The following is a 16,680-nucleotide window of genomic DNA, read 5'->3' on the forward strand; positions in this document are numbered from 1 at the left end:
TCTGAAATCAATTTGTTTCATCGCGCCCGCCGCCGCAGCTTGCCGGGCCTTAATCACGACGGGCAGAACGCGGTTCGAAGTTGGGTCGTGTTCATTGTCATGGTTTGTCCTGCGCGTGCCCGATCATCTCGGCCCTATCGATGAAGGCGAAGTTGGTCTAGGACGTTCCCACCCGCTCACGATATGGCGCGTTACTGATCGCTGAGAGGCAGCGAGGCGACCGATCCGCGCCGGATAAGGCTAGTTTTTATGGCGGTGCGCTCCGCGGGCATGCCCTTGCCGTTCAACCGCGAAATCAGCCGTTCGGCCGCCTTCTTGCCCATCTCGTAGACAGGCTGGTCGATAACGGTAATCGGCGGTGTCGTGACGGTCGTCCAGTCGGCATCCAGAAAGGAAATCATCGAGATGTCGCGTGGTATGGACAGCCCGAAGGTCTGCAGAGACTTGAAAACGCGAAGACCGACGAGGCTGTCCGAAGTGATGAGGGCGGTTGGCGGTGCCGCGTCCCGCAGCAGGCGCTCGACGACACCATCCGTCCTTGGCTGGTCGGTGGCGCCGAGCCGCACGTAATACCGAGCCTTCTTTATGCCGGCGTCGGCTTGTTCCTTCAGCACGCCTTCCACCCGTTCGCGCACCGCCGAATTGGAAATGCTGCTGATATCGCCAAGGAATTCATTCTCCGCATCCATGGCGGAGATATAGGCGATCCGACGATGTCCCATATCGAGAAGATGGCGGGTGGCCATCATGGCGGCGTCGAAATCATCGCCCGTGACGGCATCCACGCCGAGTTCCGGAATGCTTCGGTCAAAGAGAACGAGCGGCACGCCGACGCGATGTATGTCCCGAAGATGCTCCATCCGGTCGCAGCGCGCCGGGGTCACGATTAACCCATCGACGCGCTTGCCGATGAGCAGATCCACCGCCGACTTTTCCGCATCGAGCTCCTCGCCGGAATTGGCAATGATCACATTGAAGCCGGCCATGCGCGCGACGTCGCTAATACCCCTGACAGCCAGGCTGAAGAAGGCATTCTCGATATCGCCCACCAAAACGCCGATGATGCCGGATTTGCCTGTCGTCATGCTGCGGGCAAGTTCGTTCGGCCGGTATTCGAGTGCGGCGGCAGCGGCAAGCACCTGCTCGCGAACCTTGTCGCTGACGATGCCATAGCCGCCGAGCACGCGCGCGGCGGTGGCCTTCGAGACATTCGCTGCCCTGGCAACGTCGGCGACGGTCACGGAGCGTTTCGAGGTAAGGGGCTCTTCCATTCAATGACGACTACAAGAGTTGTTGACGGGCGGTCAATCTCAAGTTAACAAATATCACTGAGACCGGTCTCTTTATATATGAGACCGGTCTCTTGTCCAGATAATCTCTCGCCAACCCCGGGCGGGGATGAGGACGCGCATGCATGAGTGCCGATAAGAGCATCCTTCAGAGCGGAGAACGAACATGAACATATCCGGTATATTCTCAGCCATTGCCGCGCCCTTGCGCGCCGGCGTGCTGGCCTATTTCGTTGCAGCAAGCGTCGGCCCGGCGGTCGCTGCCGACAACCCCTATCATCTGATCGATCCCGGCGTTATCAGCGTCGGCACGATGGGAGATTCCAAGCCCTACACCTTCACGACGGCCGATGGGCAATTCACCGGTTTCGATATCGAACTCTTTTTGAACGTCGTCTCCCGCATGGGCTTTCCCAAGGACAAGGTGACGTTTACCGGCCAGGAGTTCTCAGCCTTGCTGCCGTCGGTCGCCAACCAGCGTTTCGACGTCGCCGTCGCGGCGATCGGCACCACCGAGGCACGCAAGAAGACGGTCGATTTCTCGGATGGTTACCTCGCCGGCTATCTCTCGGTTCTGTCCTCCGATGCCTCGATCAAGGATGCGAGCGGTCTCAAGGGCAAGCGCCTCGGCGTCGTACAGGGTACGCTGCAGGAAGTTTATGCCACGAAGAACTTCACTGGCACGGATCTCGTCAAATTCCCGGACAACAATTCGGCCGTGGCGGCATTGAACAACGGTACCATCGACGCACATTTCCTCGATTATGAGGCGGCCAAGCAATATGGCGAGCGTTATCCCACATTGAAGATTGCGGTAAACATTCCGTCTTTCGACGCACCTGCAGGCTTCGTCGTCCACAAGGGCAATGACGCCTTCCGCCTGGCGCTCAACAAGGCGCTGCACGAAGCGATGCAGGACGGCACCTGGAAGACGTTCTATGAGAAGTGGTTCCCCGGCTCGCCGATGCCCGACCAATATCTTCCTAAAAAGTAAGGCCGTGCCGCCGTCCGGCTTGCCGGACGGCGGCATTGAACCGCCTGACGAATTTCATGGGGAATTGAATGGATTGGCTTGAAAATCTCCGTCGCAGCTTCCTCGATTGGGATGCGATGGCAGAAGTCCTGCCGAGTATGATCACGGTCGGACTGAAGAACACACTGATTCTGGCGGCAGCCTCCACCGTGCTCGGCGTCATCATCGGCATGGTGCTGGCCGTTATGGGCATTTCGCAGTCACGTTGGCTGCGCCTGCCGGCGCGCATCTATACCGATATCTTTCGCGGCCTGCCGGCGATCGTGACGATCCTCATCATCGGCCAAGGCTTCGCCCGCATCGGCCGCGAGATCTTCGGTCCGTCGCCGTTTCCGCTTGGCATCATCGCGCTGAGCCTGATCGCCGGCGCCTATATCGGCGAGATCTTTCGATCCGGCATTCAAAGCGTCGAGCGGGGGCAGATGGAAGCCTGCCGCGCGCTCAGCATGAGCTACGGACAGGGCATGCGGCTGATCGTCATTCCGCAGGGCGTGCGGCGTGTCCTGCCGGCCCTCGTCAACCAGTTCATCGGCAACGTCAAGGATTCGAGCCTCGTCTACTTTTTGGGGCTGCTGGCCTCCGAGCGCGAAATTTTTCGCGTCGGCCAGGATCAGGCCGTCGTCACGGGCAATCTCTCGCCTCTGCTGCTCGCTGGCGTCTTCTATCTGGTCATCACCGTTCCGCTGACGCACCTCGTCAACTATATCGACGCGCGTCTGCGTCTCGGGCGTCAGGGCCACAGTTCCGGCGTCACCAGCGGCCTCGTCGAGGTCGGCGAACTGGAAGCGGCATCGGGTACCACGGCGCCTTCCGACGCCGCTGCTCCGCGTTTCAAGGGTGGCGCCGTTCAAATCCGCGATCTCAGCATGTCCTATGGCGATCTCGAAGTGCTGAAGGGCATCGATCTCGATATTGCGAGAGGCACGGTGACCTGCATCATCGGGCCTTCCGGCTCCGGCAAGTCGACACTGCTCCGGTGCCTCAACCGGCTCGTTGAGCCGAAGCGCGGCGATATCGCGCTCGATGGCGAAAGCATTCTGGCGATGAAGCCGGAAAACCTGCGGCGCCGCGTCGGCATGGTGTTCCAGCACTTCAATCTCTTTCCGGATCATACCGCGCTCGAAAACGTCATGCTGTCGCTGACGAAGATCAAGAGGATGCCGAAGGGCGAGGCGCGCCGAATTGCCGAGACCCGCCTTGCGGAAGTCGGCCTTGCCGGGCGTAAGGATCATCGGCCCGCTGGCCTGTCCGGCGGCCAGCAGCAGCGCGTTGCCATTGCCCGCGCGCTCGCCATGGATCCGGAGGTCGTTCTCTTCGACGAGGTCACGAGCGCGCTCGATCCGGAATTGGTGAAGGGGGTGCTCGACCTGATGGCCAATCTCGGGCGCCAGGGGATGACCATGGCGGTCGTCACGCACGAGATGGGATTTGCCCGCAAGGTCGCCGATCAGGTCGTGTTCATGGATGAAGGCCGTATCGTCGAAGCGGGCCCGCCGGAGCAGATCTTCGACATTCCGCAAAGCGAACGGCTGAAGCGTTTCCTCGCCGAGGTTCTTTGACAACAGGGTCGGCGGCGGCTTCCGCCGGCTTCTTGATCGCAACACCCACCACTGACAAGGTTTTCCAACATGCATGCTCCCACTCGTCCTTCGAAAGTTATTGTCGTCGGCGGCGGTATCTTCGGGGTCTCCACGGCCGTTCATCTTGCGCGGCTCGGCATTCAAACAACACTTATCAATGATGGCCTGTTGGCGAATGGCGCATCCGGCCGCTCGCTCGCCTGGCTCAATTCGGCCCGGCGTCGTTCCGACGCCTATCATCGACTACGCCTGGCCGGCATCGACCGCTATCGCACGTTAGCAGCCAAATATCCGGATGCGGCCTGGCTGCGCTTCGATGGCGGCCTGACCTGGGATGCGGATGATGCCGGCAATGATATTGCCGCGGTTTTCGATTACGAGCGTGACCTTGGCTATCATGCGCAACTGCTGATGCCGGATCAGGTTGCCAGGATTACGCCCGGCGTTGATGCCCGCTCGGTGACCAGACAGGGAGCGATCTTCAATCCGGGCGAGGGCTGGGTCGATCTGCCGTCCCTGATCGGGATTCTTGCCGAAGAATTCCGCGCATTGGGCGGCAAAATCGTCACTGATGCCGGCCGGGCGACGGTCGATGTACACGAAGGCCGTGCCCGTGGCGTCAGGACAGCGAACGGCGCCCATTGGTCGGCCGATGCCGTGCTGCTGGCCACCGGTGGCGACGTGCCGACGATCGTTGCCGAGGCCGGCCAGCATATCGGCGATGATACGCCGATCGCACTTCTCGTCAGGACGAAGCCGATCAAGCACCCGCTGAAGGCGGTGCTGAACACGCCGCGCGTCGCCATTCGTCCAACTCCGGACGGCGCCTTCGCCCTGGATTCGGCATGGTCGGAAGAGGAGGTCGTCGTGAAGGGCGACGGCAGTTATGAGATCAGTCCCTCGACTCTTGAAGGCTTGTTGATGGAGGCTTCAAAGGTGCTGGAAGGCAACCCGACCCTCGAGATCGGCGACTACGGCATCGGCCCCAAACCAATCCCGGGCGATGGCGAGCCCGTTTTCGGCGAATTGCAGGCGATACCGGGCTATTTCGTCGCCTTCAGCCATAGCGGCGCCACGCTCGGCCTGATCGCGGGCGAGCTGCTTGCCGACGAGATCGCCACCGGCAGACGGCACCCCCTTCTGGCTTCCTTCCGGCCGGAACGCTTTGCCAGATAGCTTGATAAGAGACGATGCGGACCTCGCTTCGAAAAGCGAGGTTCGCCATTCGGTGCGTGTGACAGGATGATCCTGTCCCTGTCCGGCTAATTGACTTCGTCGGCGATGAAGCCGCCGATCTGTTGTTTCCATAGCCGCGCAAACAGGCCATCCTGCTGCACCAATTCCTCCGGTTTGCCTTCTTCCACAATCCTCCCGCCATCGAGCACGACGATCCGGTCCATCCTAGCGATGGTCGAAAGGCGATGCGCAATGGCGATGACGGTTTTTCCCTCCATTACCAGGGCGAGCTTTTCCTGTATGGCGGCCTCGGATTCGCTATCGAGAGCCGAGGTCGCTTCGTCCAGCACCAGGATCGGTGCATCCTTCAACAGGACGCGCGCGATTGCGACGCGCTGGCGTTGACCGCCTGATAGCTTGATGCCGCGGTCGCCGACGAAAGCATCGAAGCCCTTGCGGCCTTCGCTATCGGCAAGATCGGCGATGAAGCCATCGGCGCTCGCCAACTTCGTCACCCTTTCGACCTCTTCCTGCGCCGCCTCCGGCCGGCCGTAGCGGATATTGTCACCGACGGAACGATGCAGCAGCGCGACATCCTGGGCTATGACTCCGATCGCGCGGCGAAGGCTTGCCTGCGTCACCGCCCGGATATCCTGCCCGTCGATCCGGATCGCGCCGTCCTTGATATCGTAGAAGCGCAGGAGCAGGTTGGCGAGCGTCGTCTTGCCGGCACCCGATAGACCGACCAGTCCGACCTTCTCGCCCGGCCGAACCGTCAGCGACAGATCGTTGATAACAGGTTTGCCGGACTTGTAGGCGAAACGGACGTTTTCAAAGCGGATCTCGCCCCGATCGACCACCAGCTCCGCCGCGTCGGGCTGGTCGATGATGGTCGGAGGCGTCGTCATGACCGGCATCGCGTCCTTGATGGTACCGATCGCCTGGAAGATCTGCTGGCCCATCTGCAGGAACGTGAATGTGTGTCCGGAGAAGCGGTTGAGAACATAAACGGCGGCGGTGAATTCGCCGATTGTGACGAAGCCATCCACGAGCCCGGTAAAGCCGATCGACAGGATTGCCAGCCAGTGCATCATGTTGAGAACGACGACGATGACCTCAGCGGTACGGTAGATGCGTTGTTCGCTCTGCTGAGCTTCGATCGCCTTGCCGATTATGCCTCTGATCGCACCGGCCTCGCTGTCTTCCGCGGCAAATTGCTTGACCATTTGCATATTGGCATAGAGATCGGTGATGGCGCCGGATATCAGGCTGCGACGCTTGGCCGAGCGGCGTGAGCGCTCGGTGAAGACGGGCGCCAGCCTGACGGCGAGAAGCACGTTGAGCGTGATCCAAACGATGGACGGAAGGGCGAGCTGCCAGGAGAGCGCGCCCAGAAGGATGACGGAGCCGGCCATCTGCATGATAAAGCGCGGGATGGATTGGAAGGCCGAAATGACCTGTTGCTGCACGGCTGACGCTACCTGCTGCAGGCGCGAGGCGACCTGGCCGGCATAGAGATCGTGGAAGAAGGCGAGGTCCTGCCGCTCCACCGCCCTATGGCCCTGCCATTGAATGGCGGCCGGCATGCCGATGCCAAGCGTATGCGAGGTCAGCGTATTGACGAGGAAAGAGCCGATCGGGATGCAAGGAAAAAGCATTAGACCGAGGAAGGTCAGCAGCATCCGGTCGTTCTGCAGGAAAGCGGCAGCACCCTGCTGCGTGACGCCATCAACAATGACGGACAAGCCCCAAACGATGGTCAAGCTCATGACTTCAATCGCCATGGTGCAGAGGACGAGCGCGATCAGCACGCCGCGGAACATCGAGATGAAATGCCAGAGAACGGCAATAGGCCCTTTCGACGGCAGGGGCCGATAGGGGATGTCGAGCGGCTGGATCAGCCTTTCGAAGGGACGGTAGATCGTATCTGAAATAGACATGCGCCGCTCGCGTGATGGAATCAGGAAGGCGAGAAAGAAGTCAGATATGCGGGGCGGCATAGGATCACCATCCAGCTGCAATCTCAACTAGAAATCCCAAAATCGCGCCGATCTGTTATCGTTGGCGACCGGCTTGCATGCCGTAGCCCCTGAGGCTCTCAGTTCGCTCCACCCCGGTTCGACACCTCAAGCTCTCGCAGGAGTGGCTGGATAAGTTCGCCATCACCCGAAACCGATATCGCTGTACCCCTTTCCTCGAGGGAATTCCGCAATAGGTATTGTAGAGCGCAATCAGCGGGATTCGATATGGACGAAATGGGCGAACAGCTTCTGCACCTTTGTGCTACCAGCTCGACACTCATCGCAGCCTATGATGCTGAGGACCGGCTGCGCTACGCGAACCATGCCTTCCGCTCGGCCTATTTCATCGATCCCGGTGAGGCGCCGCTTTGGCCGGATCTGATGCGGCGCAACTTCGAACTCGGGCGCGGCACGGTCATTCGTACGGCCGATTTCGATGGGTGGCTACGGTCGACGCAGTCGCGGCGCGGCAAGATCGGCTATCGAGCTTTCGAGACCGATTTGGCCGACGGCCGCTGGCTTTGGATGACCGAGACCGTGCAGAAGAATGGCTGGATGCTGTGCGTTGCAAGCGACATCACGACATTGCGCGCCGAAAGCCGGAGTGTCCGCCAAGATCGCGACCAAGCGATCAAGGCTTCACAAACCGACGAGCTGACAGGCATCGCCAACCGCCGTTTCGTCATGGCGCGCATAGACGACATGCTGATTGGTGCGCGGAATGGTAGCATCGGATGCCTTGCCTTGTTCGATATCGACAATTTCAAATCGATCAACGATAGGCTCGGTCATCACGCCGGAGATCTTGTTTTGCGGGATTTTGCTCATCGGCTTCACCAGCATGTGCGACGCACCGATTGTTTCGGGCGGGTCGGAGGCGAGGAGTTCGCGCTCGTCATGCCGGGGACGGAGTTGCAGGATGCAATCGAGTGCATAGAGCGGATGTTGACGACGATCCGGTTTTCCCGGCCGCTTATCGACTCTCCTGATTTCGGCTACACCTGTTCGGCCGGCATTGCTGCCTGCTTTGAAACAGAGAGCGCGCCGGATCTGTACCGTCGCGCCGACCAGGCTCTCTATTCGGCCAAGCTCAGCGGCCGCGATCGCGTTCGCGCGGCCTGAAACCTTGGGCACACGCCGGCCACATTGCCTTCGACCAGATGACCGGGGCTGTTTTTGCGTGCTGTGCAGAAGCTGAACCGCTTTGAAGGATGGGCATGTGCGACTATGTTAAAAGCCGAGGCTTCTGTCGGCATTGCTAATCTTCCGGCCTCGCTCCTCAGCGAGCGTCCCGGTAAGGCAACAACTTGGAGCGACCGGCTCATCTTGGTTTCCATCATGGGGTGACCGGCCCATATGGTGAAGCCAGCTATTCGTGATCGCCAAGGCGAGCTTCAATGGCATTCATCTGCTCGATTTCCCGGCGCTGGCCTTGCGAGATTTCGGAACAGAGCCTGACAAGTTCCGAATCTTCGAGAGATGCCTCCCTGCACATGAGGATCGCACCGGAATGATGCGGTACCATGGAGGCGATGAACTGGCGATCGCCTATAAGGGCCTGGGTGCGAGTGCCGGCGAAGGCGGCTACGAACAGGATCACGAGTAGGACGTGAATTCCGATGTTCAGCCTCTTGTTCTTGTACATGCTTCCCATAGTCGCGAGCATGATGATGCCCATTGGAGCCACCATTGTCAGCGCCATGTAGAGCATGTTGAAATTGTTCCGGAAATCGTTCCAGCCGTCGATCATCGAGAACATGACGAAATACATGACGATCAGGCTGAGAAGCATATTGACGGCGAACATGGCATAGGGATGCCTGTTCATCCCGACATGTCCCGCATGGTCGTGATCGCGCATTGTGGCCTTCCTTCGGATCTCGGGCACGGCCGGGATGTAGCGAGTTTTCGGGGTCGGCGGTGCCAATCTTTTTGGGAGCGTATCCCGCCTTAACATTGTTTGGCCTGTTTGGTTCCTGATATCGCCGAATTGCAGAAGCAGGGCACCACCTGGTAGCCTGCCAGCCCTGACGTCACCCCAATTGCGCGAGTGATGTGATCGGTGGCCGCGCCACGCTCGGCTGGTGCCCGGGAACAATTCGGCATGCGGTGAAGTTCTGACGCATGCCAAAGATTCAAACACAGCATCTCTGCATCGGCTACGAGATCTGGCGCCGTGCCGCCATCTCGAAGCAAGCACGGGATTGACCGATGCCGACAGATCCTCCCATTCGTATGGTGGCCACCGATCTCCTCGAAATTGGTTTCGGGGAAAGCGGGCCTCAAGGCGGGCCGGTGATCTTGCTGCTGCACGGCTGGCCCGACGATCCACTGAGCTGGGCGGGGGTAGCGAAGCATCTGAACGCCGCCGGATTTAGGACTGTTGCACCCTGGCTCAGGGGTTTCGGCCCGACCTGCTTCCGCATCGCAGAGACAATTCGTGACGGCAGCGCCGAGGCCATGGCTCAGGACGCTCTCGATCTGATGGACCGTCTCGGGGCAGATCGCTTCGCTGTAGCCGGTCACGACTGGGGCGCCCGCATCGGCTACGCATTGGCCGCGCTCGTCCCGGACCGCCTGCAAGCGCTCGTCGCGCTGTCGCTACCCTATTCGCCCAAGGGCGCCTTTCCGATACCGCCTTTCCGGCAATCCCGAGCCTGGTGGTATCAGTGGTTCATGGCCGTCGATCGAGGCGCCGAGGCGGTCGCCCGCGATCCCAAGGGCTTCGCCCGCCTTCAATGGGAGACCTGGAGCCCGCCGGGATGGTTCGACGAGGCCGAGTTCGAAGCGACGGCAGGAAGCTTCGACAATCCCGATTGGCTCGCCATCACCCTGAATAGCTACCGCAGCCGCTGGCGCGATGAACCGCGCGATCCGCGCTACGACGATCTGCGCAAGCGGATCGCCGAGGTGGAGAGACTGAGCGTCCCGACGCTGATGATCCAGGGTGAAGCCGACGGAACGGTGCTGATGGAAAGCTCCGAAGGCAAGGACCGCTACTTCGGCGGCGGCTACCATCGTGTCGTCCTAAATGGAGTGGGGCATTTTCCTACCCGAGAGGCACCTGCCAAGGTGGCCGCTGCGATCATCTCCCATCTAAAGCAGGTCGAAACTGGGGGATCTGAGCCGGGTTTCTAGCGTGGGTAGTGGCGCCCTCGTCGGCGATAAAAACATCGAGTAACTCTCCTGCGGACAGGAGGAGAGCGGTAATGACAGGTGGTCTGGCATGCGGTGCGAGGCTCCCCCGTCGAGCCATCTGCGGTGGGATTTAACTCAGGCGAGTCTCGATCGCCAAGCGGCAACACATTCGTTTGACGGCTTGCATGACGATATTGATCGCGGCGCCCGACGGCGCCAAACGACAGGAGCTTATGCGATGCGTTCCTCCTTGGCAGCTACTGCCATTATCCTTGCGGCACTCTTCGTCCCCGCCTTCGCACAAGAGCAGCAGCCCGCGATCTCTGTCGAAACGACGCGGCACGTGGGTTTGCCGCAGGGCTTCGAAACGCAGTTCTCGCATCACTATGCCGATGCGAACGGCGTTCGGCTTCGCTATGTCATGGGCGGCGCAGCAAATGGTCCGCTCGTGGTACTGCTGCATGGCTGGCCGCAGACCTGGTATACATGGCGGAACATCATGCCGTCGCTGGCAAAGGCCGGCTACCGCGTTGTCGCTGTGGACTATCGTGGTGCGGGTGAATCCGAAAAACCGCTCGCCGGTTATGATAAGGCGACTATGGCCGCCGATATTCGCGCTCTGATCGACGGGCTCGGCGCAACGAAAGTCCATCTGGTCGGGCGCGATATCGGCGTTATGGTCGCCTATGCATACGCGGCGCAGTGGCCGGACGAGGTTGCCAGCATCACGATGCTCGACGTGCCTATTCCGGCCACCGCCGCCTGGAATGAAGCGAAGCACAAGCCCGACCCGGAGCTTTGGCATTTCGGGCTCTTCCAGCAGCGCGACATCGCAGAAATGGTGGTTGCCGGCCATGAATACGCATTCATCCGGGATTTTTATCTGAAGCGTGCCTACAGGCAGGTCGCCGACGAGGACATTGCTGTTTACGCCAAGGCCTATGCCGCTCCCGGAGGGCTCCGTGCCGGCTTCGAGCTCTACCGCGCCTTTCCCGAAGACGAACGCCGTTTCGCCGAATTCGAGAAACGGAAACTGCCGATGCCGATCCTGGCGCTTGCTGGCGACAAGAGCAACGGTTTGACGGAACTTTCCATGGCGAAGGAGCTCGGCACCGACGTGCATGGCGGCGTCGCGCCAGACACCGGCCATTGGCTGCCCGACGAGAATCCGGAATTCCTCACCCAGCAACTGATCGCTTTCTTCGAGCAAATCGGTCGCCGAGCGAAATAGGACTGCTCGGGCCGGCATCCGAAAAGGAGCCGTCGGCTTGCTGCGTGGAACCCAAAACAAAAGGGCCCCGAAGGGCCCTCATAACTGGATAAGCGAAAAGATCAGCGCTGGAGATTGACCAGGACATCCAGCAGGTCGGAGCCCGTCTGGAAGACCTTGGAGTTGGCGGTATAGCTCTTTTGCGCCTGGATCATGTCGGTGAGCTGGCCCGCCAGGTCGACGTTCGAGGCTTCCAGCGAGTTCGACTGGATGTAGCCGAGGCCGTTGCTGTTGGCGAAGCTCGTGACGGTAACGCCGGATTCGGCATTGGCCTGATAGACGTTGCCGCTCATGAGGGTCAGCTTGTCGGGGCTTGCAACGGTTGCCAGTGGGATCTGATAGATCGCCTTCGGATCGCCTTTTGCGTAATTCGCGTAGACGACGCCGTTCTTATCGATGGTGACGCCCGTGACCGCGGCTGCCGCCTGTCCGTTGGTCGAGCCGGTGGAGGCGAAGGCCGCGGCTTTCTGGGTCATCTTGCTCAGATCCATCGCGATCGACCCGGCGGTCTTTGGATCGGTGATGGTGAAGGTGCCGCCGGATGTCATATTTCCGCTTGTATCGAACGTCAGCGTGCTGGTCGCAACGGGGCCAGATGAGTAGGGGAAGGATGAACCGGTACCCGTCGCCGCGTCGGCATTGCGGTAGACGGCGACTTCCCATGTCCCTGACGTCGCCGGAGTTGGCGGGGTGGTGGTGGGATCGGCAGGCTTGGCATCCGCCGTCTTGGTATAATAGATATCATACATGACGGTGTTGCCGAGCTTGTCATAGGCAACGACCGAGCTCTTCTGGGTATTGGTGGTAACGGGCGGCGTACTGCCGGTACCACCAGTCCCCGTGTAGCCGGTGCTCGGCAAGGCCACGGTCGCGCTGGCCGTAACAACCGTAGCACCCGAATTGAGGTTACCGGTAAAGCTGCCCGAGGTTGAGGGGGAGTTCGCAAGACCGTTCTGATTGACGTTGATCGGCACCAGACCGTCGAAACCGTTGACGACGACGGCGGGGGCTCCCGAAGCGTAGGAATAACCCATCAGGGTGTAGCCGGCGGAATTGACGAGATTGCCATTGGCATCCGGCTTAAAGTCGCCTGCGCGCGTCAGAACCGTCGAGCCATCGGCGCCCTGCACGACAAAGAAGCCGGCGCCCCGGATCGACAGGTCGGTGCCCGAAGAGGTCGAAATGGCGTCGCCCTGCTGCGAAACCGAATAGCTGACATTCGTCTCGACGCTACCGGAATTGTAGTTGCCGCCGCCCGAAGGCAGGATCAACGACGAAAAGCTGGCCGTTGCCGACTTGTAGGCCGTCGTGTTGACGTTCGCGATGTTGTCCGACACGGTGCTAAGCTTATTCGCCTGCGCATTCATGCCTGAAACGGACGTTTTCATGCTACCAAAGATGCTCATTGGTTCCTCGCACGTTGCTGATGCCGGTACGATAACCAGAATGACTTGTGTGAAACTGGCTTTTTGCCTGTGCCGCGCGGTTGAAACAACCTCTCCGCGCTATCGGTGGCGCGCTATGCATGGCGTCCTTTTCCGGCAATGGACCGGAGGAAGCCTATTGCGAAGGCAGATGCGGAGCCGGAAAATCGAATACGCGGCTGGTATAGCTTTCGACAAGGGCGCTGAACGGCGTCCCGTTCGGCAGCTTCAGCACGGCGTGATGTTCGAGCAGGAATGGCGGCGGGACAAGAGGCGCTGTTCCGGAGGCCGGCAGCTCGGCACCCGTCTCCCATCCCTCCGGCAGCGGAGACCAAAGCAATTTCGCGGACAGGTTCGTACGGGTGAAATGGAGCGCCTGAACGGCACGGCCGAAGGCGATATCGCTCGTGTTGAGCGCCTTGTTCATCTCGGCCGTCAGTCTCGACGGCACATACCAGTTGTCTGCCTCGGACAGGATGCGGTCACCGCAGGCCAGGCGCACGCGCCGGTAGGCGATGGGTTCATCGGGACCGACGGCAAGCAGTTCCCGGATGGGAGCATCGGCTGGCTTGTCCTGTCCGAGCACCCGCTGAGCGACGATCTTGGAACCCTCCGGTGCGAGCTTGTGAGCGGCGCACCAGCGATCGAGCGTCAGCGTAGCGCTGGCATTGCTGAGGAGATCGGCATTCAAGGTCTCAAGGATTGCCAATGCTTCCAGGCGCGAGGTCGGCGTATCCGGCCATCGAGCCGGGCTGGACATCTCCTGCGCCGCCGCGGTCTGTATGCCGAACGCGATGGCGGCTGAGCCGCCAAAGGCAAGGATGCGAAGCAATGACGAGGATCGGAAAGACATGAGAGGAAAATCCTTGAAACCAACAATGAGACTAACAAATTCCAACAATCGGAGCGCGCGCGTTACAGCTTCGCCGAGGCATAGATGGCAGGAGCATTGCGATTGGCAAGGCCTGACAATGCGCAAGACCTGACAATATGATTGCGGAAGCATGCGGCGTCGGTCTCAAGCCAGGCAATCCGCCGGTATCGGCGCATTGCGGTATGCTTGCGATCCGATCGCGCCGAGGCTCGGAATAGACCCGGCTCGTCTAATCCGCGTTACGGCTGATGTGAATGCTGTAGACGCTTGCCCATTCCTGCGCGACGAAATCGGTCAGCGCGGCGGGGATTTCGACAAGGGCGCTGTGTCGCGCCAGCACGTGAAATCCTCTTGGAAGGGAGCTCGCAATGCGATCGATAATCTTTTCATAATCAACGATCAGCATCTCCCGCCCCACCATGAGGTCAAATAGTGCCGGATTGGTGATCACATGCTCGTTCTCACAGAACCAATAGGAGGAGATCGTCAGATCGGGAAGATAGCCGATCTGCGCCGGCAGGTTTCGTCGCTCGAACCGATAGCGCCCCGGCAGCGCCGCCGCCGACATGAGCTCCTCGCCAAGCAGAAGCTGGGTTTCCGAGGCATCCAAGCCGTGAAGCTCGAGGTTGGGATTATCGGCGAGATAGGCAAAGGCAAGGCTGAAGGCACCGGAGCCGCAGCCGAGATCGCATACCCTTTCATATCCGCGTATCGCCGGTCCGAGATTGGCGAGTGCCCGCAGGCATTTCAGAGAGTTTCGTATTCCGAAAGCGCGGGTGAATGCATCGGCGGAGCGGCTATAGTCAAATATCTCGATCTGTTGCCTGCTTTTGACAGCATTGAGCAAGGCAATGGAGTCGTTGCTTGGACGATATAGATGGTTGCATCTCAGCAGAGTTTCGGAAAAACCTTCGAGATGTTGCGCCTTTACGTCCACATATACCATGCAAGCTTATCCTCGCTAAGGATGTATTCTTTCGTATGATTGGAAGAGAGCATACCCTGAAAGCAATTCCTTCACTCGTCCTCAGTTCTTGATAGCCCACGCTAGTCACAGCTTTATGCACAGACGCCTTTATGCACGAGCGCCCGAACGGCGCCGTTGGCGTTTTGGGCAGGACGACAGGTTTCATCGTCATCGCGTGCCGTCGCCGTGCCAGTTCTGCGAGAGCGGCACCGGAAATCCCTCAAAGGTCTTGAGCGTATCGAGAACGATGGAGGTCTTCACATGCTGCACCGACTCGTGCGGCAAGAGCACGTCGTTGACGAACCGGGAAAGGCCGGCAAGCCCGCGGGTCGCGACCTTCAGGTGATAGTCCATTTCCCCTGTCAGCGCGTAGGCTTCCAGCACTTCCGGCAGCCCGTTGATCAGCTGCGAAAACCGGCGGGCATTGTCCCGGTTATGCGTGGCAAGCGTCACCGAAATCACCACCAGCATGTCCAGGCCCAGCTTCTGGCGATCGAGGTTGGCGTGATAGCTGCGAATATAGCCTTCCGCCTCCAATCTCGTGCGCCGTCGCGAGCACTGCGAGGGCGAAAGTGCGATGCGTTCGCCGAGCTCGTTGTTCGTCAATCTACCGTCTTTCTGCAGTTCGTCGAGAAGGCGGAGGTCCAATTTGTCGAGGGGCTCATCCATTGCGCAAAGCTTTCAAAATACTCACGGATCGTGTATAATATTTTCATTCCGCACTGAGAATGCAAGCACTTTGCGCGCGTTTTGGGCCATACTTTGCATAGTCAAAGTACTGTCTCTGAGGAGGAGAAAATGGGTCCTTTTCCGCATGATGCGCCGCCGTCCGAAATCAGCGCCGACAATCCGGCCGGCACTGACGGCTTCGAATTCGTCGAATTCGCTCACCCCGAGCCGGAGAAACTGCGCGAGCTCTTCACGCGCATGGGCTATGTCGCGGTCGCCAGGCACAAGACAAAGGATATCACCGTCTGGCGCCAGGGTGACATCAACTACATCCTGAATGCTGAGCCCGGCAGCCACGCCGCCCGCTTCATCGCCGATCATGGCCCGGCGGCGCCGTCCATGGCGTGGCGCGTTGTCGACGCCAGGCACGCTTTCGACCATGCCGTCTCCAAGGGTGCTGTTCCCTATGAGGGGAATGACAAGGCGCTCGATGTTCCCGCAATCGTCGGCATAGGCGGCTCGCTGCTCTATTTCGTCGAGACCTACGGCAAGAAGGGATCGGCCTACGATGCCGAATTCGATTGGCTCGGCGAGCGCGATCCGAATCCCGAAGGCGTCGGCTTTTATTACCTCGACCATCTGACCCACAACGTCTTCCGCGGCAACATGGACAAATGGTGGGACTTCTACCGCGATCTGTTCAATTTCAAGCAGATCCACTTCTTCGATATCGACGGGCGCATCACCGGTCTGGTGAGCCGGGCCATCACCTCGCCCTGCGGCAAGATCCGCATTCCGCTGAATGAATCGAAGGACGATACCAGCCAGATCGAGGAGTTCCTGAAGAAATACAAGGGCGAGGGCATCCAGCACATCGCGGTCGGAACGGATGATATCTATCGGGCGACCGACACGCTTGCCGACAACGGCCTGCGTTTCATGCCCGGCCCGCCGGAAACCTATTACGATATGTCCTATGCGCGCGTGAACGGTCACGAAGAACCGATCGAGCGCATGAAGAAACATGGTATCCTCATCGACGGCGAAGGCGTGGTGAATGGCGGCGTGACGAAGATCCTGCTGCAGATCTTCTCCAAGACCGTCATCGGGCCGATCTTCTTCGAGTTCATCCAGCGCAAGGGTGACGAAGGTTTCGGCGAAGGCAACTTCCGCGCGCTGTTCGAGTCGATCGAAGCCGATCAGATCAAACGCGGCGTCATCGGCACGGCCGCCGAGTAA

General features: G+C 59.9%; 14 protein-coding genes. 7 read left to right on the forward strand and 7 right to left on the reverse strand.

Features of this window, described 5'->3' with window-relative positions:
• Nucleotides 1–191: 191 nt before the first annotated feature.
• Nucleotides 192–1,271, reverse strand: a complete 1,080-nt coding sequence (locus FHT84_RS00110) for a LacI family DNA-binding transcriptional regulator (protein ID WP_112344480.1) — start codon at nucleotides 1,269–1,271, stop codon at nucleotides 192–194.
• A 184-nt stretch (nucleotides 1,272–1,455) separates the two neighbouring features.
• Between FHT84_RS00110 and FHT84_RS00115 the strand changes: the two genes are divergently transcribed.
• The 3 genes from FHT84_RS00115 to FHT84_RS00125 all read left to right on the forward strand — a co-directional run bounded on the left by FHT84_RS00115 (nucleotide 1,456) and on the right by FHT84_RS00125 (nucleotide 5,078).
• Entirely contained in the window at nucleotides 1,456–2,283 is an 828-nt protein-coding gene (locus tag FHT84_RS00115; RefSeq protein ID WP_112344481.1) for an ABC transporter substrate-binding protein, read from the forward strand.
• Nucleotides 2,284–2,351: 68 nt separating this feature from the next.
• A complete protein-coding gene (locus FHT84_RS31650; protein ID WP_112344482.1) occupies nucleotides 2,352–3,881 on the forward strand; it encodes an amino acid ABC transporter permease/ATP-binding protein in 1,530 nt (509 codons plus the stop codon).
• A 69-nt stretch (nucleotides 3,882–3,950) separates the two neighbouring features.
• A complete protein-coding gene (locus FHT84_RS00125; RefSeq protein WP_183761267.1) occupies nucleotides 3,951–5,078 on the forward strand; it encodes an FAD-binding oxidoreductase in 1,128 nt (375 codons plus the stop codon).
• 86 nt (nucleotides 5,079–5,164) lie between these two features.
• Here FHT84_RS00125 and FHT84_RS00130 read toward each other — a convergent pair whose 3' ends face one another.
• Entirely contained in the window at nucleotides 5,165–7,018 is a 1,854-nt protein-coding gene (locus FHT84_RS00130) for an ABC transporter ATP-binding protein (RefSeq protein WP_112345171.1), read from the reverse strand.
• Nucleotides 7,019–7,324: 306 nt separating this feature from the next.
• On the opposite strand from FHT84_RS00130, the gene FHT84_RS00135 reads away from it, so the two are divergent.
• On the forward strand, nucleotides 7,325–8,221 hold the full coding sequence (locus FHT84_RS00135; RefSeq protein WP_112344484.1) for a GGDEF domain-containing protein: 897 nt from the start codon (nucleotides 7,325–7,327) through the stop codon (nucleotides 8,219–8,221).
• Between the two features lie 247 nt (nucleotides 8,222–8,468).
• On the opposite strand, the gene FHT84_RS00140 is transcribed toward FHT84_RS00135, so the two are convergent.
• On the reverse strand, nucleotides 8,469–8,960 hold the full coding sequence (locus FHT84_RS00140; RefSeq protein ID WP_112344485.1) for a DUF305 domain-containing protein: 492 nt from the start codon (nucleotides 8,958–8,960) through the stop codon (nucleotides 8,469–8,471).
• Nucleotides 8,961–9,310: 350 nt separating this feature from the next.
• Between FHT84_RS00140 and FHT84_RS00145 the strand changes: the two genes are divergently transcribed.
• Together FHT84_RS00145 and FHT84_RS00150 are read left to right on the forward strand one after the other, a co-directional pair.
• Entirely contained in the window at nucleotides 9,311–10,237 is a 927-nt protein-coding gene (locus FHT84_RS00145; RefSeq protein WP_245430454.1) for an alpha/beta hydrolase, read from the forward strand.
• Nucleotides 10,238–10,475: 238 nt separating this feature from the next.
• Nucleotides 10,476–11,468, forward strand: a complete 993-nt coding sequence (locus FHT84_RS00150; protein WP_183761264.1) for an alpha/beta hydrolase — start codon at nucleotides 10,476–10,478, stop codon at nucleotides 11,466–11,468.
• Between the two features lie 101 nt (nucleotides 11,469–11,569).
• On the opposite strand, the gene FHT84_RS00155 is transcribed toward FHT84_RS00150, so the two are convergent.
• From FHT84_RS00155 to FHT84_RS00170, 4 genes are all read right to left on the reverse strand, one after another.
• Entirely contained in the window at nucleotides 11,570–12,913 is a 1,344-nt protein-coding gene (locus tag FHT84_RS00155) for a flagellar hook protein FlgE (protein ID WP_112344488.1), read from the reverse strand.
• Between the two features lie 154 nt (nucleotides 12,914–13,067).
• Complete coding sequence (locus tag FHT84_RS00160) at nucleotides 13,068–13,784, reverse strand: hypothetical protein (RefSeq protein WP_183761261.1); 717 nt, start codon at nucleotides 13,782–13,784, stop codon at nucleotides 13,068–13,070.
• A gap of 250 nt (nucleotides 13,785–14,034) precedes the next feature.
• Entirely contained in the window at nucleotides 14,035–14,751 is a 717-nt protein-coding gene (locus FHT84_RS00165; RefSeq protein WP_112344490.1) for a methyltransferase domain-containing protein, read from the reverse strand.
• Nucleotides 14,752–14,940: 189 nt separating this feature from the next.
• Nucleotides 14,941–15,441 carry an Lrp/AsnC family transcriptional regulator gene (locus tag FHT84_RS00170; protein WP_112344491.1) on the reverse strand — a complete coding sequence of 167 codons (501 nt, stop codon included), beginning with the start codon at nucleotides 15,439–15,441 and terminating at the stop codon, nucleotides 14,941–14,943.
• Between the two features lie 129 nt (nucleotides 15,442–15,570).
• Between FHT84_RS00170 and hppD the strand changes: the two genes are divergently transcribed.
• Entirely contained in the window at nucleotides 15,571–16,680 is a 1,110-nt protein-coding gene (gene hppD, locus FHT84_RS00175; RefSeq protein ID WP_112344492.1) for a 4-hydroxyphenylpyruvate dioxygenase, read from the forward strand.

The sequence above is a fragment of the Rhizobium sp. BK289 genome, assembly GCF_014193575.1.
GTDB lineage: Bacteria > Pseudomonadota > Alphaproteobacteria > Rhizobiales > Rhizobiaceae > Rhizobium > Rhizobium tropici_C.